This is a genomic window from Azospirillaceae bacterium (genome assembly GCA_028283825.1).
GTDB lineage: Bacteria > Pseudomonadota > Alphaproteobacteria > Azospirillales > Azospirillaceae > Nitrospirillum.
Genome location: JAPWJW010000001.1, coordinates 319,829 through 343,365, shown reverse-complemented (window position 1 = coordinate 343,365; position 23,537 = coordinate 319,829). Strand labels below are relative to the sequence as shown.

The 23,537-nt window shown below is 67.2% G+C and carries 18 protein-coding genes; 12 read left to right on the top strand and 6 right to left on the bottom strand.

The features are described 5' to 3' along the window. Positions 1 to 65: 65 nt before the first annotated feature. Together PW843_01240 and fliG are read right to left on the bottom strand one after the other, a co-directional pair. A complete protein-coding gene (locus PW843_01240; protein MDE1145229.1) occupies positions 66 to 716 on the bottom strand; it encodes a DsbA family oxidoreductase in 651 nt (216 codons plus the stop codon). Between the two features lie 87 nt (positions 717 to 803). Next, on the bottom strand, positions 804 to 1,826 hold the full coding sequence (gene fliG / locus PW843_01235; protein MDE1145228.1) for a flagellar motor switch protein FliG: 1,023 nt from the start codon (positions 1,824 to 1,826) through the stop codon (positions 804 to 806). Positions 1,827 to 2,035: 209 nt separating this feature from the next. Between fliG and PW843_01230 the strand changes: the two genes are divergently transcribed. Beyond that, positions 2,036 to 2,518, top strand: a complete 483-nt coding sequence (locus tag PW843_01230; GenBank protein ID MDE1145227.1) for a DUF6491 family protein — start codon at positions 2,036 to 2,038, stop codon at positions 2,516 to 2,518. 64 nt (positions 2,519 to 2,582) lie between these two features. On the opposite strand, the gene PW843_01225 is transcribed toward PW843_01230, so the two are convergent. The 4 genes from PW843_01225 to PW843_01210 form a co-directional block, all read right to left on the bottom strand. Further along, positions 2,583 to 2,939: a hypothetical protein gene (locus tag PW843_01225; protein MDE1145226.1), complete on the bottom strand. Its 357-nt coding sequence runs from the start codon at positions 2,937 to 2,939 to the stop codon at positions 2,583 to 2,585. Between the two features lie 145 nt (positions 2,940 to 3,084). After that, the gene (locus PW843_01220) at positions 3,085 to 5,310 is read right to left on the bottom strand and encodes a response regulator (GenBank protein ID MDE1145225.1); all 2,226 of its coding nucleotides are present in this window, start codon (positions 5,308 to 5,310) and stop codon (positions 3,085 to 3,087) included. Between the two features lie 160 nt (positions 5,311 to 5,470). Continuing rightward, complete coding sequence (locus PW843_01215; protein MDE1145224.1) at positions 5,471 to 6,196, bottom strand: 2OG-Fe(II) oxygenase; 726 nt, start codon at positions 6,194 to 6,196, stop codon at positions 5,471 to 5,473. Next, the gene (locus PW843_01210; GenBank protein MDE1145223.1) at positions 6,193 to 6,915 is read right to left on the bottom strand and encodes a 2OG-Fe(II) oxygenase; all 723 of its coding nucleotides are present in this window, start codon (positions 6,913 to 6,915) and stop codon (positions 6,193 to 6,195) included. Before PW843_01210 ends, PW843_01215 begins: the two co-directional genes overlap by 4 nt. A gap of 217 nt (positions 6,916 to 7,132) precedes the next feature. Between PW843_01210 and PW843_01205 the strand changes: the two genes are divergently transcribed. From PW843_01205 to PW843_01155, 11 genes are all read left to right on the top strand, one after another. Next, the gene (locus PW843_01205) at positions 7,133 to 8,341 is read left to right on the top strand and encodes a hypothetical protein (GenBank protein ID MDE1145222.1); all 1,209 of its coding nucleotides are present in this window, start codon (positions 7,133 to 7,135) and stop codon (positions 8,339 to 8,341) included. An 82-nt stretch (positions 8,342 to 8,423) separates the two neighbouring features. After that, positions 8,424 to 8,858 carry a hypothetical protein gene (locus PW843_01200; GenBank protein MDE1145221.1) on the top strand — a complete coding sequence of 145 codons (435 nt, stop codon included), beginning with the start codon at positions 8,424 to 8,426 and terminating at the stop codon, positions 8,856 to 8,858. A gap of 272 nt (positions 8,859 to 9,130) precedes the next feature. Beyond that, entirely contained in the window at positions 9,131 to 9,286 is a 156-nt protein-coding gene (locus tag PW843_01195; GenBank protein ID MDE1145220.1) for a hypothetical protein, read from the top strand. Next, the gene (locus PW843_01190) at positions 9,283 to 10,620 is read left to right on the top strand and encodes an efflux RND transporter periplasmic adaptor subunit (GenBank protein MDE1145219.1); all 1,338 of its coding nucleotides are present in this window, start codon (positions 9,283 to 9,285) and stop codon (positions 10,618 to 10,620) included. The genes PW843_01195 and PW843_01190 overlap by 4 nt, the downstream gene beginning before the upstream one ends. A gap of 52 nt (positions 10,621 to 10,672) precedes the next feature. After that, positions 10,673 to 11,353 carry an ABC transporter ATP-binding protein gene (locus PW843_01185; GenBank protein MDE1145218.1) on the top strand — a complete coding sequence of 227 codons (681 nt, stop codon included), beginning with the start codon at positions 10,673 to 10,675 and terminating at the stop codon, positions 11,351 to 11,353. A 71-nt stretch (positions 11,354 to 11,424) separates the two neighbouring features. Continuing rightward, positions 11,425 to 12,465, top strand: coding sequence for an ABC transporter permease (locus PW843_01180; protein ID MDE1145217.1), 1,041 nt, complete (start codon positions 11,425 to 11,427; stop codon positions 12,463 to 12,465). Between the two features lie 13 nt (positions 12,466 to 12,478). Then, positions 12,479 to 14,944 carry an ABC transporter permease gene (locus tag PW843_01175; GenBank protein ID MDE1145216.1) on the top strand — a complete coding sequence of 822 codons (2,466 nt, stop codon included), beginning with the start codon at positions 12,479 to 12,481 and terminating at the stop codon, positions 14,942 to 14,944. Between the two features lie 168 nt (positions 14,945 to 15,112). Then, positions 15,113 to 17,560 (top strand): ABC transporter permease, encoded by a 2,448-nt coding sequence (locus PW843_01170; protein MDE1145215.1) that lies wholly within the window; start codon positions 15,113 to 15,115, stop codon positions 17,558 to 17,560. 12 nt (positions 17,561 to 17,572) lie between these two features. Next, positions 17,573 to 20,035 (top strand): ABC transporter permease, encoded by a 2,463-nt coding sequence (locus tag PW843_01165; GenBank protein MDE1145214.1) that lies wholly within the window; start codon positions 17,573 to 17,575, stop codon positions 20,033 to 20,035. 7 nt (positions 20,036 to 20,042) lie between these two features. After that, positions 20,043 to 22,472: an ABC transporter permease gene (locus PW843_01160; GenBank protein ID MDE1145213.1), complete on the top strand. Its 2,430-nt coding sequence runs from the start codon at positions 20,043 to 20,045 to the stop codon at positions 22,470 to 22,472. Positions 22,473 to 22,553: 81 nt separating this feature from the next. Next, a complete protein-coding gene (locus PW843_01155) occupies positions 22,554 to 23,537 on the top strand; it encodes a threonine/serine dehydratase (GenBank protein MDE1145212.1) in 984 nt (327 codons plus the stop codon).

Here is a 23,537-nt window from a genome sequence, read left to right as displayed (position 1 = left end):
CTCAATACAACAACGGCCCGGCGGGGAAACCTGCCGGGCCGTTGGCTTTTGGGGGCAGCAAAAACCTAAGCCGCTTCGGCCGCGATCTTGCGCAGGGCGTTCTCATACGCCTCCACCGGCTGGCCGCCGGAGATGAGGTAACGCTCGTTGACCACCACGGCGGGGACGGAACGGATACCGCGCGACAGCCACAGCTGTTCCTCCGCGCGCACCTCTTCGGCGTAGCGGTCCGATGCCAGGATGGCCTGGGCCTCGGCCTGGTCCAGCCCGGCCGTCTCGACGGCGGCCAGCAGGACGGCGGGGTCGGAAGGTGCTTCGCCTCGGGTGAAGTAGGCGGCGAACAGGGCGTGCTTCAGCGCCAATTGCTGATCCCGCGACGCCGCCCAGAACAGCAGGCGGTGGGCGTCGAAGGTGTTGTAGATGCGGCGGCCCTCACCAAAGTTCATGGTGAAGCCCACACCCGCCGCGCGTGCCGTGATCATGGCGCGGCTTTCGGCCATCTGCGCTGGTGTGGAGCCGTATTTCTCCGCGATGTGCTCCCCCAGATCCTGGCCGTCCGGTGCCATGCCGGGGTTCAGTTCGAAGGGGTGGAACCGGATGTCGGCCGTGACCTCGCCCTCCAGCCGCTCCAGCGCCTGTTCCAGGCCCTTCAGCCCGATGATGCACCAGGGGCAGGACACGTCGGAGACGAAGTCGATTTTCAGGGGGTTGGACAAGATCGCTCTCCCGCGGCCGATTTGGGGGCGGCAAAGATGGACCTGGGATAGGGGGCGCCGCGATGGCGCCGATCACAGCTGGCCCGGCTAATAGACCAGTTCGTCGTCACCCTTGCCGGACGCGATGACGATTTCGCCGCGGGCCGCCATGTCCTTGGCCAGCTGCACCATGTACATCTGCGCCTCGTCCACGTCGCGCAGGCGCACCGGCCCCATGGAAGCCATGTCCTCGCGCATGATCTTGGCGGCGCGTTCGGACATGTTGGTGAAGAACAAATCCTTCAGCGTTTCCGAAGCCCCCTTCAGGGCGGTGGCCAGCTTGGACTTGTCGACCGAGCGCAGCAGGGACTGCACGCCCGAGGGATCCAGCTTGCCCAGATCCTCGAAGGTGAACATCAGCGCGCGGATGCGTTCGGCGCTGTCGCGGTTGCGCTCTTCCAGCGCGGCGATGAAGCGGCTTTCCGTGCTGCGGTCCAGGCTGTTGAAAATTTCCGCCATCATCTCGTGCGCGTCGCGGCGGTTGGTGCGGGCCAGGTTGGACATGAACTCGGTGCGCAACGTGCGCTCGATATCGTCCACCACTTCCTTCTGCACCGATTCCATGCGCAGCATGCGCATGATGACTTCCATGGCGAAGCTTTCGGGCAGCAGCTGCAGCACGCGGCCGGCATGGTCGGCCTTGATCTTGGTCAGGATGACGGCGACGGTCTGCGGGTATTCGTTCTTCAGGTAGTTGGCCAGCACCTGTTCGTTCACGTTGGCCAGCTTGTCCCACATGGTGCGACCCGCGGGACCGCGGATCTCCTCCATGATGGTGTCCACCTTCTCCTTGGGCAGCACCTTCATCAGCAGGCGTTCGGTGCTGTCGAAGGTACCGACCAGGGAACCGGTGGAACTGATCTGTTCGGCGAATTCCACGAACAGGCGTTCAACGATGTTGGAACTGACCGAGCCCAGATTGGCCATGGTCTGCGACAGTTCCTTGATCTCGTCTTCCGCCATCAGGGCGAACAGGCGGCTGGCATGTTCCTCGCCCAGCGCCAGCATGAGCACGGCGGCCTTTTCCGGCCCCGTCAGACCCCGGTAATCTTCACGTACCCGGATCGCCATCGAACACCGTCTCCCGCCACACCGCGGCGGCTTTAGTCATAAGCCGGCGCCTGAACCACTAGGGAAAGTACACCCGGCCCCCACGACTGGATAGAATTTTTGTCGCAAGCGGGCTTGAGGGCCTTTCGTTCGTATAAGGGAAGGGGACGGTGGTGTTCAAGCCGCCCCAAAGGCCTCACCAGGCCCGATCATTTGTGGGAGTACAGGCGATGATCCAACGTTTCATGCGGGCCATTCGCGCACGTCACATGGCGGTGCTGGCCCTGGCCGGTCTGCTGGCCGCCTGCCAATCGGATCCAGGCGCCGGCGGTGGTCCGGCCAATAACGATCCTAAGGTGGCCGCCCTTGAGAAGAGCAAGGCGTCGCAACCGGCCTGCTTTTCCACCCGCGACATCGACGGCTGGAACAGCATTGATCCCGACACGGTGCGCATCACCGTGGGCGTCAATCATAAATACGATCTGAAACTGTTCACGCCCCAGCCGGACCTGACCACCCGCCTGCATCTGGCCATCGTTACGCCGCCCGGCGGATCGGATTGGATCTGTTCGCCCATGGATCTGGAGATCATTGGCGAACCGCTGCACATCCGCGTGCCGATCCGCGAGATCATCGCCGTGCCGCCGCCCATCAAGGGCGGGGGGGCCAAGGATGGTGCCGGCAAGGAGGGCGCCGCCCCGTCCGGGGCTTAAAGGGATTCCAGGGGAACAAGGGAAAAGCGGGGCGCCGGTATCGGCCGGGCCCCGCTTTTTTCCTTTATTCCTCGCCCTCGCCCTCGGATCCGGAGGTCGCCCGGCGGCGCGGCGGGAAACGGTCCCCGCCGGCGGGGCCGCCATGGCTGCGCGGCGGTGCCTCGGCCCGCTGGGCGCCGGCGCCGTCGATGGCGCCGGTCCAGCCGGTGGCCCGCGGGCGGGCGCTGCGTTCCTCGGCGGCGGCGATGGTGCCTTCCAGTTCGCGGATGCGTTCCTTCAGCGGACCGATCATCGCGCTGTTGCGGTTGCGCGCCAGATATTGTTCCAGATCGCCCTTCAGGCGCTGCAACTGGTTGCGCAGCGTCGCCAAATCCGTCTTCGGTTTGGCGGAGCGGAAAACCCGTTCCTCGTGTCTGGTCACACCCGTCCTCCATTCGCGCCGGCGCCGATGCCGGCGGCCAGTCGCCTAAGATATAGCAGCGAACGGGCCTTTGGGGAAACCCGGCGAAAAAGGGTGATCCGCTGAATGGTTCCACCCCAGGAAAGCGTTGTCGCGCGGACCGGCCTCAGCCGGCCGCGGCGGGCGCCAGGCAACGCCGGATGGCCAGGCGCAGGCGGCGGTCGTCCAGCGGCTTGGGCAGGATGGTGTAGCCCTGGCTCTCCGCTTCCGCTAGCCGGTCGCCATAACCGCTGACCAGCAGGATGGGCAGGCCGGGGGACAGGCGGCGGACGTCTTGCGCCAGTTCCAGGCCGTTGCGGCCGCCGGGCAGCACGATGTCGCTCAGCACCAGGCAGATGTCCGGCCGTTCCAGCAGCAGGGACTGGGCGGTGTCCGCCGTGACGGCCGCCAACACATGGAAGCCCGCTTCCTCCAGCATATGGCGCACTACCTTGGCCACGTCCGGGTTGTCCTCCACCATCAGGATATGGCGGCCCGATCCGTCCAGCGGCACCGGACCATCATCCGTCGATAGGCCGTCGCTTCCGGCTTCCTCCTCCGCCCGGGGCAGGTAGAGGGTCAGCGTGGTGCCGGCTGACGATGCGTCCACCAAGGCGGCATCCGTGCTGTCCACCATGGCCGCCCCACCGGCCTGGCGGGCGAAACCCTGCACCTGGGCCAGGCCCAGGCCGGTGGATTGGCCGCCCTGCTTGGTGGTGAAGAAGGGGTCGAACACCTGGTCCAGGATTTCCGGGGGAATGCCGCCGCCGGTGTCGGTCGCCGACAGCCGGACGAAATCGCCGATCAGGCCGCCGGTGCGGTCACTCTCCGGCCCGCCCGCCGGGATGTGGACGTTGGCCGCCACCACCCGCAGCAGGCCGCCGCGGGGCATGGCGTCGCGGGCGTTGACGGCGATGTTCAGCAGCGCCAGGTCGAATTCCGTCCTATCGACCCGTAGCGGCCACACATCGGCCGGCAGGTCGATCACCAGCTGGATATCGCCGCGCAGCGCCGGGTGCAGCAGGTCGGTGATGTCCACCGCCCTGTCGGCCAGGCGCAGCAGGTCCAGGTGCAGGCGCGGCCGGCGCACGAAGGTGCGAAGATTATGGGTCAGCCGCTCGCCCCAGCATATCGATTGCAGCATGGCGTCGATGATCTCGCGCTGCGGTTCGGTATGGGGGCGGCGGCGCAGGATTTCCGCGCCGCTACGCACCGACATCAACAGGTTGGCGAAGTCGTGGACGATGCCGCCGGTGATCTGGTCCAGCGCCTGTAGCCGTTGGGTGCGCAGCAGGGCGCTTTCCGCGTTTTCCCGCCGCGTCTCCGCCGCCGCCAGGGCCTGGGCGGCTTGGCGTTCCCGTTGGGCGCGGCGCATGGAAAGGGCGGTCGCGGCGCACAGCGCCCCCATGGTGGGCAGGGCCAGCAGTGTCAGCAGGGCCAGGCGCCGATGCCACTGCCCATCCAATTGGGCGCGGTCCACCCCCACCAGCACGGCCAGCGGCGCGTTGGCCACCAGCCGGCAGGCGGTCAGCCGTTCGCGTCCGTCCAGCGGGGATGGGCGCCAGCCGGCATGCGGGCCGGCACAGGCCGGGTCCACCCGCGTGCCCTCCGCCACCATGGGGCGGCCGGCGATGACCGTGCCCGCCCGGTCGATCAGCAGGACGGCGGTATCCGGATCGTCCTGGGTGACGCGGCGGTAGAACTCATCGAAATAGGCCGGGTACATCGACACGGCGGCGATGCCCGCCAGGCCGCCGTCCGGCCGGCTCAGGCGCCGGGCCAGGTTGAAGACGCGCTGGCCGCTGATGCGCCCCTCGAACGGCGGGGTCACCAGTTCCATCTGCCCGGCACGCAGCGGGTCGTAGAAGTGGCGGTCGGATATGCCGGGCCGGCCGGCCATGGGGTAGAAGCGGCTGGAGACCACCGGCCTGCCCTGGGCATCCCACACCCACAGGGTCTGGATCTGGGGGATGCCGGTGACCATGCCGGCCAGGGTGGCGTGCACCGCCGCCTCATCGATGGCGCCGCCCCGGGTCCAGCCGCCGGCCAGCAGGTCGCGCACCCGGTCCAGGATCAGCCGGTCACTTTCGATGACCTTCTGTGCATGTTCGTCCACCGCGGCGGCGATGCGTTCCACCCGGTCGGCCGCCGTGGCCAGGATGTCCTGCCGGCTTTCCAGGGCGGCGGCGATCAACAGCACGGCCGGGATCAGCACGGCCGCCGCCATCTGCAGGCGCAGGGCGGCCAGGGTGCGGCGGGCCAGCACGGCATGGTTCGGCCGCCTATCCCGCCGGTCGCCGGCCATCCTGGCGCTGGGAACCCCCGTCAAGTCGAAGTCAGGATTGGCCGTCACGTCCGTCTAACGCCCGTGCACATTTGTCGGGTCCATCACCCGCAACCGATCATACGGCCCGGTAGATGTGCCCCGCACGGGCGCCCTGGGGGTAAATTCTACCCCTTTCGTCGTGTATTACCATTCATCATGGTAAACGGGACGGCCGAACATTTGGCGCTCAGGTAATACCGCCAGTATTGACCGGCTGTTCTGGGAAGGCCAGTTCATGGCGCGCCCGCCATTCGGGCTTCACGTAATTGATGATGATGGTGCGGCGGATGCCGCGGAAGGAACGGCGGGCGAAACCGTGCCAGGTGTCGCTGGCCGGGATGAACACCAGGCCGGTGTTGAACCGGCCGGAAGCGCGGCCGGCATGGCCGCCGTCCGGGCCGTCCATGATGTCGGTGCCCAGCTTTTCCGCGTCCGGTCCGGTGCTGAGATAGACCAGCATGGTGAACAGCTTGGCGCCGATGTCGGTGTGCGATTCCAGCCAGAAGCCCTCGCGGTCCAGGCAGTATTCGACGCGCAGCGACGCCCCCGTCAAATCCACGCCGAACTGCCGCGCCAGCAGGGCCACCGTTTCCGGTGCCTGGAAGGCCTGGGCCACGGCGCCGCACACCGGGTACAGCATCTGGTTCTCGGCCGCCATGAAGGTGCGGGTGGAGTTGTGGGTCTCCCGCCGGCCCCGGGTGTCGTCGATATCGGGTGCGGCGAAGGGCAGGGTGGCCAGCGCCTCGGCCACCGCCGGAGGGAAGACGCCGTCCAGGTACCAGTGGCGATAGGGTTTGTCGTCCCGCTCCGCCGCCGCCAGGCTGGCGCGCAGGTGGGGGGCGGTGCCGGTGTCCAGGATATGGACGTTGCCGTTGCTGTTGGCGGCGATCTGGGTTTCGGCCACGGCGCTCATGCCTTGTCTCCCATCATGTCGCTGCGCGAACCCACGCCGAAGAAACCCTTCAGGCCGGCGGTCACGCCGTGGCGCAGGGTTTCGCGCCGGGCGGTGCCGGCGTCCACCATCCAGTTCAGCATGATGTAGCGGCGCACGCCGTCATGCGGCTTGTGCCCGTGGAAGGAATTGTCGGTGCGGCGGAACACCACCAGCGTGCCGTCCACCGGCAGCACCTCGGCCAGCATGTCGTCCATGTCCTCCGGCCCGCGCAGCAGGCGCAGGCGGCCGCCGGGGGCGGTCCATTCCTCGTTCAGGTACAGCAGCGCGGTCAGGCGCTTGGTGATGCTGTCGGTGTGGATGCGGCCGTCCTTGGGCACGCAGCGGCTGCGCACCGTCAGCATCAGGGCGGCCGGATCCAGGTCGATGTCGAAGGTGCGGGCGAAGGCGGCCGTCGTCTCCGGTGCCGTCAGGGCCGCCAGCAGGCGGGTGAAGCCGTCCAGGTCATCCCGCGCCAGTGCGGCCTTGGACGGGGCCGGCACCAAGCCGCCGTGCGGACTGTCCGGGAAGTCGCGCCGCGCCGCCGCCGCCACGTCCGGCGGGATGAAGCCGTTCATGACCAGGTGGGGGAAGGGCACGGTCGCGGGCGACAGGGCGCACAGGCCGGCCAGGTTCAGGACACCGTCCGTCCGGCTGTGCGGCGGGCTGTGCGGCGTTGCTGACGGTGAAAGCGCGGGCATGGGGTGTGACCTTGGGGCCGATGACGATGACCCTTCTTGTCCTCCGCTCCACCCCGCGCGGCCTTGATCCAGGTCAAGCGCATATCCCCTGCGCGGCCGCCGCCGCGCTTGCCGGAACAACCTTCGCAGGAAGAATTCTCAGTTGTGTGATCTTCCTCAGGTTGACAAGAACAAAAAAAGAACATACGTTGCCACTTCATCAACAAAGGATTGGGTCATGGATGGCTGGCAGCGTCGTTATCGTCTGGGCGCCGGGTCCGGCGGCCTGGGTCTCAGTTGCACGGGTGAGGGCCTGGCCCTGGCCGGCGTGCCCCTGCTGGCCAAGGGGGCGGGTGGTTTCCAGGCCCGCCCGGCGGCAGAGGTGGCGGTGCTGCTGCGGCGCGCCTATGCCGGTGCCGCGCCGGACGCCCAATTCGACGTCCCACTGGGCGCCACCGTCCTGCCGGGCTTGGCCAAGATCGCCGACGCGCTGAACCGGGGCGACCTGGTCCAGGCCATGATCCGCGCCGTGCACCTGCGCCTGCCCGAGCTGGATTGGGACGCGGCTGTCCGCCTGGCCCAGGCCAATGACAATCTGGCGAAGTACAGCCCCGACCAACCCCGTGACGACCATGGGCGCTGGACGGACGCGGGCGGGGCGGGGGAGGAAGCGGCGGGGCCGATCGAGGAGAAGCCGAAACAGGAAGGCACGGCCGCGCCGGTCAAGCCCACCGCCAGGCCGAAGCAAAAGAAGGACGCGCCCAAGCAGGCGGCGCCACACTACGCCACTGCGGCTGATTTCGTCCTACCCGCTTCGCCAGCGGCTGCGCCACTGTCCTTTCAATTCTCACCAGCGTTCGACCAGCAATCCCAGACGTTCTGGGAGCAAAGCCTGGCACCCCTGCGCAACGCCAACGGGGCTCCGCCACCCAAGGGGCAGAAGGAATGGGTTGTTGAACAGGGTGCCACCATCGTGGCGACAAAAGATGGTGCCTTGGAGTTCCAGAACATCGGGGGATTGCCCAGGCCGGCTTCCGAAAAAAATCGCGAATTCTTGCCGGACCTGAAGATAAAAGACCCCGAAAATTACACCCTGGTCGGCACCATCCACACCCATCCGTATGACAGTAGATTGACGGGTGTGTCGTTTAGCGGCGGGGATACTGAGACGGTAATGGATTATAATATTAACATGTCATTTCTCCAAAGTGGCGAGAAGCAATTTCTTTTTCTGAAAACAAAACAGACACCAAAGGCATTTAACGCTAAAGATATAATAAAATATCAAGATGAGAGAGTGCATAATCTAATGAAAGAAAATAAAGAAATGACAGAAGAGCGAGCGAGTAGCATAGCGAATTACGAAGCGGCAAGAGATAATAATCTTGCTTATTATGAGGGGAATCATGGGAAATTATATAGAAACTACCCGCCATCGGGATATTAAAGTAAGGCATCATCATGTGTGATCGCTCGACGGCACGGGTAAATTCTATTATAAACGGGTTACGGAAAAGATGGAGCTACGGATGATATTTTCCTACATAAAAATGATTCTCTACGGAGCTATCATTTCATCAATTCTGGCCTGTCCGACGGGAAGTGCTATGGCTGGCATCTGTAAGAAGTTTGCCGCTGAAAATGACAGAGGTAAGATACCAGGCGTAATTACCATAGATGCGGCGCGATTCAACGACGTAATGTGGAATTGGTATTTGGCTAAGATTTCATATGATAGAAAGAATTATAAGAGTGCCAATCAAGATCTTATACGCGCTCTAGCTATTCTGGGGAGATGTACGAATTTCAAGAGACCGACAAATGATGATTCCGGGTATGTAGAAATAGAAGCGGATCAATATGAAATAAGAGGCAACGCAAAAGCCGCGGCGCGCATTAGGATCGGTCTTCTTGAAGGCTATTTTGCCGATTGCATGGATCAATTCCTTGATATTGGGGAATGACACCTCCATCCAAGCGTGAGGTGGGTCTTGAATGTGGGTGGCCACAGAGCCCCCCGAATTGCCGCTCATATTCCGATTTCGGGCACAGGCGGTGTCCGCATCCGGACACTGTCCGCATCCGAACGCGCGGCGCGTCTTCCCAAACCATTGAGAAACAACAAACTGCCCACTTGGCACACCCCTTGCCAATCCCTTCCCCATCATAGTCGCGTTTTGGCCGCCGGCATGGGCGGCGCCCCCGGACGGGGGACAAGGGAAGTGGGGTTGTTGAGATGGTCCGGAATGATGTCCTGTTGGATATGGAAGGCGCCCAAGGCGTTCCCCTGATCGAGCGCATCGAGGATGCGCTGCTGGCGGTCAATCCGGATTTGTGGCTGGCCGGCGCCCTGGTGGTGGTGGTCGTCCGTTGCTTGGGTGCGCTGGCATGATGGGCGCGCCGGGAAACGGTCCCGCCGCCGCCACGCCGGGGGTCGCCACCCTGGGCATGGACCGCCGGGTGGAAAGGCCCAAGGGCTGGAAGGGCTGGGTGCGCCGTGCCCGCACCGACCGGCGCCTGTGGGCCGCCGGGGTGGCCCTGATGGCGGTGGCCGGCGCCGTCGTCTGGTCGCAGAACCAGGGCGGCCAGACCGTGCGGGTGGCGGAGGCGCGGCTGACCGTGGCCACCGTGTCCCAGGGCACGTTTGAGGATTTCATCCCCGTGCGTGGCGCGGTGGAGCCGCTGAACAGCGTCTACCTGGACAGCACCGAGGGCGGGCGGGTGGAGAAAAAGCTGGTGGAGGTGGGGCAGAAGGTCACCGCCGGCCAGCCGCTGGTGGAACTGTCCAACGCCCAGCTTCAGCTGGACGTCATCTCGCGCGAGGCGCAGGTGATGGAACAGATCAACCGCCTGCACGACACCGAACTGCAACTGGAAACCAACCGCCTGGCCAACCAGCGTGAGCTGGCGGAGTGCGAGTACAACGTCTCCTGGCTGTCCAAGGATTTGGAGCGCAAGAGCGTGCTGATCAAGACGGGGGCGGCCTCGCAGCGCGACATCGATATCATCAAGGACCAGATCACCTGGTACCAGCGCCGGCGCGAACTGACGCTGGAAACCATGCGCACCACCGACGCCATGCGCGCCCGCCAGTACAGCGAGTTGCAGGAATCCACGCAGAAGCTGCAAGAAAACCTGGCCATGGCGCGCAAGAACCTGGACAGCCTGATCCTGCGGGCGCCGGTGGATGGGCAGATCACCGTATTGGATGTGGAGATCGGCCAGACCAAGCAGAAGGGCGAACGCCTGGGCCGCATCGACCGCGACGACGGCTTCAAGGTCCAGGCCCAGATGGATGAGTTCTACCTGCCGCGCCTGGAACTGGGCCAGACGGCGGAGGCCGCCATCGGCAGTAGCGGCGACTACAAGCTGAAGGTCGCCAAGATTTATCCGCAGGTCCATGACGGCCAGTTCCAGGTGGACCTGGAATTCCTGGGCGCCGCGCCGCAGGATATCCGCAGCGGCCAGACCCTGCAGATGCGCCTGAAGCTGGGGGCGGCCACCACCGCCCTGCTGATCCCCAACGGCGGCTTCTATCAGGATACGGGCGGCGACTGGATATTCGTGGTGCAGCCGGGCGGTACCTATGCCGAGAAGCGGCGCGTGCATCTGGGCCGGCGCAACGCCCAGATGATCGAGGTGCGCGACGGCCTGTCGGCGGGGGACCGGGTCATCGTCTCCTCCTACGGCGACCTCGCCCGCATGGATCGCATACAGCTAAACTAATCCGGATCCGGAACGATCCTTATCTATCAAGTCAGAAGACGGGGATGGCACGATGCTGAAGCTAGTCAACCTGACCAAGGTCTACCGCACGGAAGAGGTGGAGACCACGGCCCTGAACCAGGTGAACATCCATATCAAGGCGGGGGAATTCGTCGCCATCATGGGCCCGTCGGGCTGCGGCAAGTCCTCGCTGCTGAACATCGTCGGCATGCTGGACAACCCCAGCAGCGGTGAATACTGGTTCGCGGGCGAGGACGTGGCCGATTACGGCGAACGCCGCCTGGCCGATATCCGCAAGAAGAACATCGGCTTCATCTTCCAGAGCTTCAACCTGATCGATGAGCTGACGGTGTTCGAGAATGTGGAGCTGGCGCTGCTCTACCACGACATCCCGGCGCGTGAGCGCAAGGAACGGGTGAAGGCCGCCCTGGCCAAGGTGAACATCGCCCACCGCGAGACCCACCTGCCGCAGCAGCTGTCGGGCGGCCAGCAGCAGCGCGTGGCCATCGCCCGCGCCGTCGTCAGCCGGCCGAAGATGCTGCTGGCGGACGAACCCACCGGCAATTTGGACAGCGCCAACGGTGAGGAGGTCATGAACATGCTGACCGAACTGAACGCCGAGGGCACGACCATCGTCATGGTCACCCACTCCATGCCCCACGCCCAGTACGCGCGGCGCATCATCAACCTGTTCGACGGCCAGGTGGTGGCGGAAAACCTGCGCGCCGCCTGACCCGGCGCCGTCCGTTCCGCCCATGCCCGCCGTTTGTCGCCGCCCTTTATCGGAAGGGGGAGTGTCGCCCCATGTTCGCCAACTACCTGACCGTGGCCCTGCGCACGCTGGTGAAGCACAAGCTCTATTCCGCCATCACGGTGGTCGGGCTGGCTCTGGGCCTGGCGGCGGCCATCCTGATCGGCCTGTTCGTGCGCAACGAGCTGACCTACGACCGGGGCTTCACCGCGGTGCTGCGCCGCGACGTGGTGGATGACGACTACTTCACCACGCTGGATGTGCCGGTGCTGGCGGGCCGCGTCTTCGATCGGCGCTTCGCCGGCGACGCCATCCCGGCGGTGGACAAGGCTGATCCCATGCGGTCGCGCCGGGCCGGCGTGGTCCTTAACCGGTCAGCCGCGCGCCGCCTGGGTTACGCCTCGCCCGAGGCCGCGGTGGGCCAACCCCTGGTGTTGCCCGGCAATGTGGGGGCGGCGCCGGTGGACCTGACGGTGGTGGGGGTGGTGGAGGATTTCCACCAGGGCAGCCTGCACATCGCGGTGGAGGCCGGTTTCTTCGTGCAGAACCCCAGCGATTTCAGCCAGGTGCTGATCCGGGTGAAGCCGGGGCAAATGCCCGATGCCTTACGCCTGATCGACGATGCCTGGCGGAAGCTGGTGCCGGACCAGCCGGTGCCCCGCCTGCTGCTGGGCGACCAGTTGCGGACCGTCTACCGCAGCGAGACCAAGACCGGCCAGATGTTCGCCGCCTTCTCCGGCCTGGCCGTCGTCATCGCCGCCCTGGGCTTGTTCGGCCTGGCCGCCTTCACCGCCGAACGGCGCACGAAGGAGATCGGCATCCGCAAGGTGCTGGGCGCCGGCGTAATGGACATCGTGCGCCTGCTGGTCTGGCAGTTTTCCAAGCCGGTGCTGGTGGCCAACCTGATCGCCTGGCCGGTGGCCTGGTACGCCATGCGCCACTGGCTGGACGGTTTCGCTGATCGTATCGCGCTGAACCCGCTGCTGTTCATGGCGGCCAGCCTGTCGGCGCTGCTGGTGGCCTGGGCCACCGTCGGCGTCCATGCCGCCCGGGTGGCGGCAACCAAACCTGTTGCCGCCCTGCGGTACGAATAAGGGGGCCCTGCCGATGCTGAAGATGCCCATGTTCAAGATGCTGGGGAATTTCCTGACGGTGGCGGTCCGCATCCTGGTGCGTGATCGCCTGTACACCTCCCTCAACGTGGCGGGCCTGGCCATCGGCATCGCGGCCGCCAGCATGCTGGGCCTCTATGTCTGGCATGAGACGCACTACGACGCTTTCATCACCAAGGCCGACCGCATCTACCGCGTGGACAAGACGGAGTTCGTGCCCGGCCGGCCGCCCGTCACCTATGATTCCACGACCAAGCCCCTGGGCCCCCTGCTGCCGCAGAATTTCCCGGAGATCGAGGCGGCGGTGCGCGTCCATAACGAACCGGTGGTGGTGACGCGCGACGCCAGCGTCTTTCGCGAACGGGTCATGGTGGTGGACGGCGATTTCTTCCGGCTGTTCGATCTGCCCTTCATTGCCGGCGATCCGGCCACGGCGCTGGCCAGCCCCGGCACCGTCGTCCTGCCCGAAGCGCTGGCGCGCAAATACTTCAACGACGTGAACGTCCTGGGCCGCACGCTGACGCTCAGCAACGGCGTCAGCCTGACGGTCAGCGCCGTCATCCGCGACCTGCCGTCCAACACCAACCTGCGGCGGGACGCCATGCTGACCCTGATCACCACGCGGTTGGGGGAGAATTTCGACGGCTGGTTCAATCGCATGGACACGCGCTGGAACTCCAACTTCCTGCGCACCTACATCCTGGTGAAGCCCGGTACCGATCCCGCGGCGCTGACGGCCAAGTTCCCCGCCTTCCTGGCCGCCAATGACCCCGGTTACCTGGCGTCCGGCACCGACAAGCCCGGTAAGGCCCTGGTGCTGACGGGCCTGGCCCATGCCCACACCGATCCCACCGGGGCCACCGCCACCTTGCTGGATGTGTTGCGCGGGCTGGTGGCCGTGGCGTTGGTGGTGCTGGGCATCGCCGTCATCAACTTCATCAACCTGTCGACCGCGCGCTCCTCCCTGCGCACGCGGGAGGTGGCGGTGCGCAAGGCGCTGGGCGCCCACCGGGGCATGCTGGTGGCGCAGTTCCTGGTGGAATCCACGCTGCTGACCCTGGCGTCGGCCATGCTGGCCCTGGCCATCCTGGAGGTCGCCATGCCCTATTTCGTGTCGCTGCTGGGCGTGCGTTTCGACCGCGGCTATCTCACCAGCCCCTGGCTGGTGCTGGCGGAACTGGCGGGCGTGGCGGTGATCGGCGGCCTGGCCGGCCTTTATCCGGCCCTGGTGCTGTCGCGGCCCGCACCCTCGGTGCTGCTGCGGGGCGGGCCGGCGGCGGCGGGGGGCGGGGGCGTGCGCACCCTGCTGGTGGTGCTGCAGTTCACCGCCGCCATTCTGCTGGCCATCTCCACCGTCGTCATCTTCCAGCAGACCCGTTACGTCAGCACCCAGCAGCTGGGCTTCCAGGCGGACGGCGTGCTGCTGATGCGCGACCTGCACCAGCCGGAGGTCCGCACCCACATCGACAGTTTCCGCGAGGCTTTGCTGCGCATTCCCGGCGTGATTGGCGCCGGCGGGGCCGACCATATGCCCAGCGACGGGTCGGACAGCACCTCCAACTATCACCTGCCGGGCACGGTGGACGACGGCAGCATCGTCTTCCGCAGCGAGTCCATCGGGTACGACTACCTTCAGGCCATGAACGTGCGCCTGCTGGCCGGCCGGCTGTTCGACCGGACCGCCACCGCCGACGTCCAGGAAAAGCGGGAAAAGGGCGCCGAGGATCCGCCGGGCCGCACCGCCGTGCTGTCCCTGCGCGCCGCGCAGCGCCTGGGTTTCGCCTCACCCGAGGCGGCGTTGGGCCAGCAGGTGATCTTGGAGAAGACTTATCCCCTGACCGTGGTCGGCGTGATCGACGACGTCCAGTTCAACAGCGCCCGCACGGAACTGCAGCCCACCGTCTTCCTGTTGGATGAGCGCGGGCTGGACGTCATGGCCGTGCGCCTGGCGCCCACCGCCGGTCCCGCCGCCCTGGCCGCCATCGACCGGCTGTGGCAGGATAGTTTCCCCACCATCCCGGTGAACCGCGAGTTCCTGGACGACCATGTGCGCGACACCTATGCCGCCGAACAGCGCCAGGGCGTGCTGCTGGCCGGCTTCTCGGGCCTGGCCATCCTGATCGCCTGCCTGGGATTGTTCGGCCTGGCCGCCTTCACCGCCGAGCGGCGCACGCGGGAGATCGGCCTGCGCAAGGTGCTGGGCGCCAGCATCATGGACATCGTGCGCCTGTTGGTCTGGCAGTTCAGTAAGCCGGTCATGGCGGCCAACCTGATCGCCTGGCCCGTCGCCTGGCTGTTGCTGCACCGCTGGCTGCAGGGTTTCGCCTACCGCGTCGATCTGGACCTGACGGTGTTCGCGGTCGCGGGCCTGGCGGCGCTCAGCATCGCCTGGGTGACGGTGGCGGGGCATGCCGCCCGGGTGGCGGCGGCCAAGCCGGTCACCGCCCTGCGTTACGAATAAAGCCAACCGCATGAGGCAGGGCCTCATGCGGTTGTAGGACGCGACCGCGTCCGCCGGAACGAGCGCCGCAGGGCGCAGTGAGGAAGCCAAGCTGCCGTATGGCAGCGCCCGGCGTCTGAGGGGACGATTGATCGGTCCCGATTGAATAAGGGGGAACGCGCTATGGGGATGCTGGGCAATTTCCTGAAGGTGGCGGTGCGGGTGCTGCTGCGCCAACGGCTGTACACTGCCCTGAACGTGGCGGGGTTGGCGCTGGGCATCGCCACGGCGGCCATGATCGGCCTCTGCGTCTGGCATGAGATGCACTATGACGGCTTCTTCGGCCACAGCGACCGCATCTACCGCCTCGTGCGCACCTACCGCACCCCCAGCGGCGCCCCCATGACGGTGGCGGCCCAGCCCAAGCCCCTGGGTACCGCCCTGGCCCGCGACTTCCCGGAGATGGAGGCGGTGGTGCGGGTGGTGAGCCACGGCGTGGCGGTGCGGCGCGACGGCGCGGTGTTCGCGGCCCGAATCACCGTGGCCGACGCCGACTATTTCCGCCTGTTCGATTGGCCCTTCCTCTCAGGCGACCCGGCAACCGCCATCGCCCAGCCGGGCACCGTGGTGCTGACCGAGACGGCGGCGCGCAAGTATTTCGGTACGGGCGAGGCGCTGGGCCGGGGCCTGACCCTCACCTCCGGCGTCACGCTGACGGTGGCGGGCGTGATGCGCGATCCGCCGTCCAACACCGTCCTGCGGCCGGAAATGGTGACCAACATCGCGACCCGCTTCAACGACGGCTGGGATGAGATGTTCACCACCGCCGACGGTGAATGGGGGCACAGCTTCCTGCGCACCTACGCCCTGCTGAAGCCCGCTGTGGACACCACCCAGTTGCAGGCGCGCTTCCCCGGTTTCCTGGCCGCCCGCATGACGGACTATCTGGACGCCGCCACCGGCCAGCCCGTCGCCATCCAGGCCCTACAACCCCTGACCCGCATCCATGTCGAGGGCATCAGCGAGGATGGCGTGCCGCTCAGCCTGCTGTTCACCTTCGTGGGCATCGCGCTGCTGGTCCTGGGCATCGCCATCGTCAACTTCATCAACCTGTCGACCGCGCGTTCGTCCCTGCGGATGCGGGAGGTGGCGGTACGCAAGACGCTGGGCGGCCGGCGCGCGCATCTGGTGGGGCAGTTCCTGATGGAATCGGTGCTGCTGGCGTTGGTTTCCGGCGTGGTGGCCCTGGCGCTGGTGGAACTGGCCATGCCGTCCTTCCTGGCCCTGCTGGACGTGCGGATGGACCAGCACTTCCTGTCCGGCGCCTGGGTGGCGGCGGTGCTGCTGCCCCTGGTGCTGGTGGTCGGGCTGCTGGGCGGGCTGTATCCGGCGCTGGTCCTGTCGCGGCCGTTGCCGACCGACCTGCTGCGGGGCGGGGAGGGCATGATGCGGGGCGGCGCCCTGCGCGGCGTGCTGGTGGTGGTGCAGTTCGCCGCCGCCATCGTGCTGGTGATCGCCACCGCCATCATGGCGCAGCAGACCCGCTACGCCGCCACCCAGCGCCTGGGCTTCCTGCCGGAGAACGTCGTGCTGCTGCGGGGCCTGGACAGTCCCGCCGGCCACGCCCACCAGGATGCTCTGCGCCAGGCGCTGCTGCGCGTGCCCGGCGTGGAACAGGCGGGCGGGACGGAGGCGCCGCCGGCCGACGGGTCGGACTGGTTCTCCGCCTACCATTTGCCGGAGGCGCCGCATGAGGGCTGGCTGCGCCTGCGGACCGAGGGCGTGGACATGGGCTACATGGAAACCATGGGCATCCGCCTGTTGGCCGGCCGGCTGTTCGACCCGGCCCACGCCGTGGATACCCGCCTGGACCGGGGCGAGCCGCCGGAAGACCCCAATGCCCCTCTGGGTGGCAGTGTCATCCTGTCGGCCCTGACCGTGGCCCGCCTGGGCCTGGGCACGCCGGAACAGGCCATCGGCCGGACCCTGGTGATGGGGGAGCGCACGGGCCTGACCATCATCGGCGTGGTCGATGACGTGCAGTTCAGCACGGCACGCGAGGTTTTGGAGCCCACCGCCTACGTCATCTATCCCCAGGCGATGGAAACCATGGCCGTGCGGGTGGCGGCCGGCAGCGGTCCCGCCACCCTGGCGGCCATTGACCGGACCTGGCAGGCGCTTTACCCCGACCTGCCGGTGAAGCGGGAGTTCATGGACGACAACGTCCGCGCGGCGTATTCGGCCGACCGACACCAGGCCGTCCTGCTGGCCACCTTCGCCGGCCTGGCCATCCTGATCGCCTGCCTGGGGCTATTCGGCCTGGCCGCCTTCACCGCCCAGCGGCGCACGAAGGAGATCGGGCTGCGCAAGGTGTTGGGTGCCACCGTGGCGGACATCGTGCGCCTGCTGGTCTGGCAGTTCAGCAAGCCGGTGCTGGTAGCCAACCTGGTGGCCTGGCCCATCGCGTGGGCCGTCGCCGCCCGCTGGCTGTCGGGCTTCGTCTACCGGGTCGATATCAATCCGCTGGTGTTCGCCGTCGCCGGGCTGTCGGCGTTGATGATCGCCTGGGTGACGGTGGCGGGGCACGCGGCGCGCGTGGCGGCGGCCCGGCCGGTCAACGCGCTGCGGTATGAATAAGGGGAGGTGGCGATGTTGGTTCATAATCTGCGGGTCGCAATGCGCGTGCTGCTGCGCCAGCGGCTCTACACCGCCCTGAATGTGGCCGGCCTGGCGCTGGGCATCGCCACGGCGGCCATGATGGGCCTCTACGTCTGGCATGAGACGCATTTCGACGGCTTCCACCCACAGGGCGGCCGCATCTTCCGCGTGCTGAACGTGGCCCGGCAGTCGGCGCATGCGACCCAGCGCATCATGGAAACGGCCAAGCCGCTGGGGCCCGCCCTGGCGCAGGATTTGGCGGGCGAGGTGGAAACGGTGGTGCGGGTGGTCCGTCACGCCACCGTGCTGCGCGACGGTCCCACGCCGGTGGAGCAGCGCATCTTCCTGGTGGATGCGCCCTTCTTCCGCCTGTTCGGTTTCCCCTTCCTGGCGGGTGACCCGGCCACGGCGCTTGAACGTCCCGGCACCGTGGTGCTGACGGAAAGCGAGGCGCGGCGTCATTTCGGCACCGCCGACGCCCTGGGCCGCACCCTGACCTTGACCTCCGGCGTCGGCCTGGTGGTGAGCGGCGTGGTGCGCGACCTGCCGTCCAACACCCTATTCACCCGTGAATTCCCCGTCACCCTGTGGACCAACATCACGACCCGCCTCAATGACGGTTGGGATGCCGACTTCGCCGCCAAGGATGACAAGTGGCGCAGTGAATTCATGCAAACCTTCGTCCTGCTGAAGCCGGGCGTGGACCCGGCTGCCTTGGCACCCCGTTTCCCCGCGCTGCTGGCCGCCTATCGCCCCGGGCTGGGCGACGTGGCGCCGGACCTGGTGGAAACGCTGGAACTGCAACCGCTGACGGCCATGCACACCGATCCGCTGGAGGGCCTGGGCGTCTCCCCCGTCACGCTGGCCACCTTCGCGGTCGTGGCCTGTCTGGTGCTGGGCATCGCCGTCGTCAACTTCGTGAACCTGGCGACCGCCCGTAGCGCGCTCAGGGCGCGGGAGGTGGCGGTGCGCAAGACGCTGGGCGGCCGGCGCGGCCAGCTGGTGGGGCAGTTCCTGCTGGAAACGGTGCTGCTGGCGCTGGTGGCCGGCCTACTGGGCCTGGCGCTGGTGGAATTGGCGCTGCCCCGCTTCCTGGCCTTGCTGGACGCACGGTTGGATTCGGGTTTCCTGTCCGGCGCCTGGCTGATGGCCGTGACCCTGCCGCTTTCCCTGCTGGTGGGTCTGCTGGGTGGCATATACCCGGCCCTGGTGCTGTCGCGGCCCCGGCCCACCGACCTGTTGCGCCAGGCGCGGGCGGCGGGGGGCGGGCGCCTGCGTGCCGTCCTGGTGATGTTGCAATTCAGCGCCGCCATCGTCCTGGTGATATCCACCCTGGTGATGGGGCAGCAGACCCGCTACGCCAGCACCCAGGATCTGGGTTTCCGGGCCGACGGGGCGCTGGTGCTGCGGGGGCTGGACCGCCCGGCGGGCCAGGCGGGGGTGCAGACCCTGCGTGAGGCGGTGCTGCGCATCCCCGGCGTGGCGGCTGCCGGGGCCACGGCCAACCTGCCCAGCGACCATAGCGAATGGACCAATAACTACCGCCTGCCGCAAACGCCGGCCGGCACGCCCGACCTGCTGATCCGCACCGAACAGGTGGATGTGGATTATATGCAGACCCTGGGCGTTCCCCTGCTGGCCGGCCGCCTGTTCGACCGGCAGCGGCCCGGCGACCTGACCAGCCGGCCGGCGCTGCGCACCGGGACCAGCGGCGGCGTCCATGCGGCCATCCCGGCCGTGCTGTCCATCACCGCCGCGCGGCGCCTGGGCCTGGCCACGGCGGAACAGGCGGTGGGGCGGACGGTGATGTATGGCGGCGACACCGTCCTGACCGTCATCGGCGTGGTCGATGACGTGCAGTTCGGCACCGCCCGGTCGGGTTTTGAGCCGACAGTGTACTTCGCCATGCGGGATGAACTGTCGGCCCTGCTGGTGCGCCTGGCGCCCAACGCCGACGGCGCCACCCTGGCGGCCATCGACGACACCTGGCGCCAGCTGTTCCCCGACCTGCCGCTGAGGCGGGAGTTCCTGGACGACCATATCCGCCAGCTTTATGCCGACGAGGCGCGGCAGGGCGACCTGCTGGCCCTGTTCTCCGGCCTTGCCATCCTGATCGCCTGCTTGGGGCTATTCGGCCTGGCCGCCTTCACCGCCGAACGGCGCACGAAGGAGATCGGCCTGCGCAAGGTGCTGGGCGCCACCGTGGCCGACATCGTGCGCCTGCTGGTATGGCAGTTCAGCAAGCCCGTGCTGGTGGCTAATCTGGTGGCGTGGCCGGTCGCCTGGGTGCTGATGGGCCGCTGGCTGGGCGGCTTCGCCTACCGCGTCCAGCTGGACCCCCTGGTCTTCGCCGCCGCCGGCCTATCGGCGCTGCTGATCGCCTGGGCCACGGTGGCGGGGCATGCCGCCCGCGTGGCGGCGGCGCGGCCGGTTGACGCGCTGCGGTACGAGTAAGGGCATCATGCTGCGACACCTTTTTGCCATCGCCCTGCGTATCCTGCTGCGTCAGCGGCTCCATACCGCCTTGAATGTCATGGGCCTGGCACTGGGCTTGGCGGCGGCGTCCATGATCGGCCTGTTCGTCTGGCATGAGACGCATTACGACGGCTTCTTCCGCGACGCCGGCCGCATTTATCGGCTTGGGCTCACGGAGTATGTGAAGGGTCGGCCGCCGGTGTCCTATCCGGTCACGTCACTGCCCATGGCGGCCCCGCTCTCGGGCGATTGTCCGGAAATCGAGCGGACGGTGCGGGTGGATTACGAACGCCTGGCGGTGGTGCGGGACGGCACCTCCTTCTCGGAGGTCGTGGCCATGGTCGATGCCGACTATTTCCGTTTGTTCAATTCCCCCTTCCTGGCCGGTGACGCGGCGGGGGCGCTGGATCGGCCGGGTACCGCCGTGTTGACCGAACGGCTGGCGCGCAAGTATTTCGGAACCCCAGATGCCGTGGGCCGCGTCCTGGCCCTGGCGTCGGGCACCAGCCTGACGATCACGGGGGTGATGCGCGACCGGCCCAGCAACAGCCAGTTGATGGGGGATCTGATCACGCGTCTGGACACCCGGCTGAACACCGGTGTCGATGACGTATTGGCCCGCCGGGCGACGATCTGGGACAGTTATTTCGTCGAAACCTATGTCCTACTTCGGCCGGGCGCCGATCCATCGGCGTTGGCGGCGCGCTTCCCCGCCTTTCTGGCCGCCCATTTTCCCGATTACCTCGATACCGCAACCGGGAAGGGGACTGTCGCCCTTTCGCTGCTTCCCTTGCGGCGCATCCATCTTGAACCGGGAAATGGCGGCGCCGGTGTTCAGGGTTTTCTGGGTGTCGCGGCCATGGTGCTGCTGATCGCTATCGCCAACTTCGTCAACCTGTCCACCGCCCGTTCCACCCTGCGGGTTAAGGAGGTGGCGGTGCGCAAGGTTCTGGGTGCCGCGCGGCGGGCCGTGGCGGCGCAATTTTTGCTGGAATCCGTGTTGCTGGCGTTGGTCGCCATGGTGGTCGGTCAGGCGCTGCTGGAACTGGCCATGCCCGGCCTCTTGCGGGTCCTGGATATTCGTATGGACATGGATTTCCTGGTCAGCCCCTGGCTGCTGGCGGCCAACGTCTTCGGGGCCATCGCCGTCGGCCTGCTGGGCGGACTCTACCCCGCCTTGGTTCTTTCGCGCCCGGCCCCCACCACCCTGTTGAAGAAGGAAGGGGTTGCCCTTGGCGCCAGCTTCCGCACGGGCCTGGTGGTTTTCCAGTTCGCCGCGTGCATCGCGCTGGGCATCGCCGCCATCGTCATCTTTCAGCAAACGCGCTACGCCGGTTTCCAGGCACTCGGCTTTCGCCCCGATGGTGTGATGGTCGTGCGGGACAGTTTCCCCCGGCCTGAGGAGCAGCCGCCCCGGCTCAAGGCTTTTCGTGAGCAGGTGGTGCGCCTGGAGGGCGTCACGGCAGCCGGTGGGGCGCACGACATGCCGGGCGATGGCGATGAGGATCATCAAAGTTTCCGCCGGCCCGACGCGCCCGACCATGGATCAGTGACGCTGCGGACGGAAACGGTGGACTACGACGTCCTGAAGACGTTGGACGTGCATCTGTTGGCCGGACGTCTGTTCGACGCTATGTCGCCTGCGGACGCGGTGCGGGCGGACGCGCAAAACGACCGGTACCCGGCGGGAAGGACGACCGTCCTGTCCTTGGACGCGGCCCGGCGCATGGGTTTCGCCACCGCGCGGGATGCCGTGGGCAAGACGGTGGTCTTCGGCAAGGACTATCCGCTGACCATCGTTGGTGTGGTGGATGAGGTGCGTTACACCGATGCCCGCATGGCGGCGCAGCCGGTGGTCTATGTCCTGGATCCCGAGGATGAGCGGACCTTGGCGGTTCGGCTGGCTGCTGGCGCCGGCCTGGCCACGCTGGACGCCATCGACGCGCTCTGGCGGGGCATGTATCCCGACGCGCCCATGGTCCGCGCTTTCCTGACGGACAGGCTGGCGGACCAGTATGAGGATGAACACCGCCGGGCCCTGCTGCTGGGTGTCTTCACCGGCCTGGCCTTGGTCATCGCCTGTCTGGGCCTGTTTGGCCTGGCGGCCTTCACCGCCGAACGCCGCACGAAGGAAATCGGCCTGCGCAAGGTCATGGGCGCCAATGTGGTCGATATCATCCGTCTGCTGGTCTGGCAGTTCTCCAAGCCCGTCCTGCTGGCCAACCTGATCGCCTGGCCGCTGGCTTGGTGGCAGCTGCGACATTGGTTGGCGGGCTTCGTGCTGCATATCTCCCTGAACCCCCTGGTCTTCGCCGCTGTCGGCCTGTCGGCTCTGTTGATCGCCTGGGTGACGGTGGCGGGGCACGCCGCCCGCGTGGCGGCGGCGCGGCCGGTGGACGCGCTCCGGTACGAATAGCGGGCATCCGCACCGGCCCGCTTGCGTGAGCGGCCCCGTCGATGCCAGCCTGTGGCCCGGATTCGGATGAGGGGATGGGTCATGGGCTTGGCGGTCACCGGTGCGGACATTGAATCGGCGGCGCAGCTGCTGGCGGGCAAGGCGGTGGCGACGCCGCTGATCACCAACGCGGCGCTGGATGCCGCCGTGGGGGCTCGCGTGCTGCTGAAGCCCGAGGTGCTGCAACGCACCGGGTCCTTCAAGTTCCGCGGCGCCTACAACCGCCTGGGCCGCCTGACTGAGGATGAACGGGCGCGCGGCGTCGTCGCCTGGTCATCCGGCAACCACGCCCAGGGGGTGGCGGCGGCCGCACGCCTGGTGGGCACCAAGGCCACCATCGTCATGCCGGCTGACGCCCCGGCGGTGAAGGCGGCCGGGACCCGCGCGCTGGGGGCCGAGATCGTCTTCTACGATCGCCTGACCGAGGATCGCGAGGTCATCGGGCGCGAGCTTAGCACCCGCACCGGTGCCGTGCTGGTGCCCTCATACGACGACGTGCACATCATCGCCGGCCAGGGCACCGTGGGGCTGGAGATCGGCCGCCAGGCCGCCGCCCTGGGCCTGACCGTGGATGCCTGCCTGGTGAATTGCAGCGGTGGGGGCCTGGCCACCGGCACAGCGCTGGGCCTGAAGCAGACCTTCCCCGATGCCCGCGTGCACACGGCGGAGCCTGAGGGCTTCGACGACATGGCGCGGTCGCTGGCCGCCGGTGAGCGGCTGTCCAACGTGCCCGGCGGGAAATCGTCGTGCGACGCCCTGCTGGCGTCCATCCCCGGCACCATCACCTTCCCCCTGGCCCAGGCCCTGCTGGGCCCCGGCCTGGTGGTGACGGAGGAGGAGGTGCGGGCCGCCATGCGCTTCGCCGCCGCCAACCTGAAGCTGGTGGTGGAACCGGGCGGGGCCGCGGCCCTGGCGGCCTTGCTGTCCGGCAAGGTGGAAACCGCCGGCCGCACCATCGCCGTGGTGCTGTCCGGCGGCAATGTCGACCCGGCCTTCTACGCCCAGGTGCTGGGTGAGGCTGGCTAA

What these genes read in the sequence shown, in the direction of transcription:
- fliG (MDE1145228.1), bottom strand. Translation starts at nt 1,826, where the DNA reads ATGGCGATCCGGGTACGTGAAGATTACCGGGGTCTGACGGGGCCGGAA.
- PW843_01230 (MDE1145227.1), top strand. Translation starts at nt 2,036, where the DNA reads ATGATCCAACGTTTCATGCGGGCCATTCGCGCACGTCACATGGCGGTG.
- PW843_01215 (MDE1145224.1), bottom strand. Translation starts at nt 6,196, where the DNA reads ATGAGCGCCGTGGCCGAAACCCAGATCGCCGCCAACAGCAACGGCAAC.
- PW843_01210 (MDE1145223.1), bottom strand. Translation starts at nt 6,915, where the DNA reads ATGCCCGCGCTTTCACCGTCAGCAACGCCGCACAGCCCGCCGCACAGC.
- PW843_01205 (MDE1145222.1), top strand. Translation starts at nt 7,133, where the DNA reads ATGGATGGCTGGCAGCGTCGTTATCGTCTGGGCGCCGGGTCCGGCGGC.
- PW843_01200 (MDE1145221.1), top strand. Translation starts at nt 8,424, where the DNA reads ATGATATTTTCCTACATAAAAATGATTCTCTACGGAGCTATCATTTCA.
- PW843_01195 (MDE1145220.1), top strand. Translation starts at nt 9,131, where the DNA reads ATGGTCCGGAATGATGTCCTGTTGGATATGGAAGGCGCCCAAGGCGTT.
- PW843_01190 (MDE1145219.1), top strand. Translation starts at nt 9,283, where the DNA reads ATGATGGGCGCGCCGGGAAACGGTCCCGCCGCCGCCACGCCGGGGGTC.
- PW843_01185 (MDE1145218.1), top strand. Translation starts at nt 10,673, where the DNA reads ATGCTGAAGCTAGTCAACCTGACCAAGGTCTACCGCACGGAAGAGGTG.
- PW843_01180 (MDE1145217.1), top strand. Translation starts at nt 11,425, where the DNA reads ATGTTCGCCAACTACCTGACCGTGGCCCTGCGCACGCTGGTGAAGCAC.
- PW843_01175 (MDE1145216.1), top strand. Translation starts at nt 12,479, where the DNA reads ATGCTGAAGATGCCCATGTTCAAGATGCTGGGGAATTTCCTGACGGTG.
- PW843_01170 (MDE1145215.1), top strand. Translation starts at nt 15,113, where the DNA reads ATGCTGGGCAATTTCCTGAAGGTGGCGGTGCGGGTGCTGCTGCGCCAA.
- PW843_01165 (MDE1145214.1), top strand. Translation starts at nt 17,573, where the DNA reads ATGTTGGTTCATAATCTGCGGGTCGCAATGCGCGTGCTGCTGCGCCAG.
- PW843_01160 (MDE1145213.1), top strand. Translation starts at nt 20,043, where the DNA reads ATGCTGCGACACCTTTTTGCCATCGCCCTGCGTATCCTGCTGCGTCAG.
- PW843_01155 (MDE1145212.1), top strand. Translation starts at nt 22,554, where the DNA reads ATGGGCTTGGCGGTCACCGGTGCGGACATTGAATCGGCGGCGCAGCTG.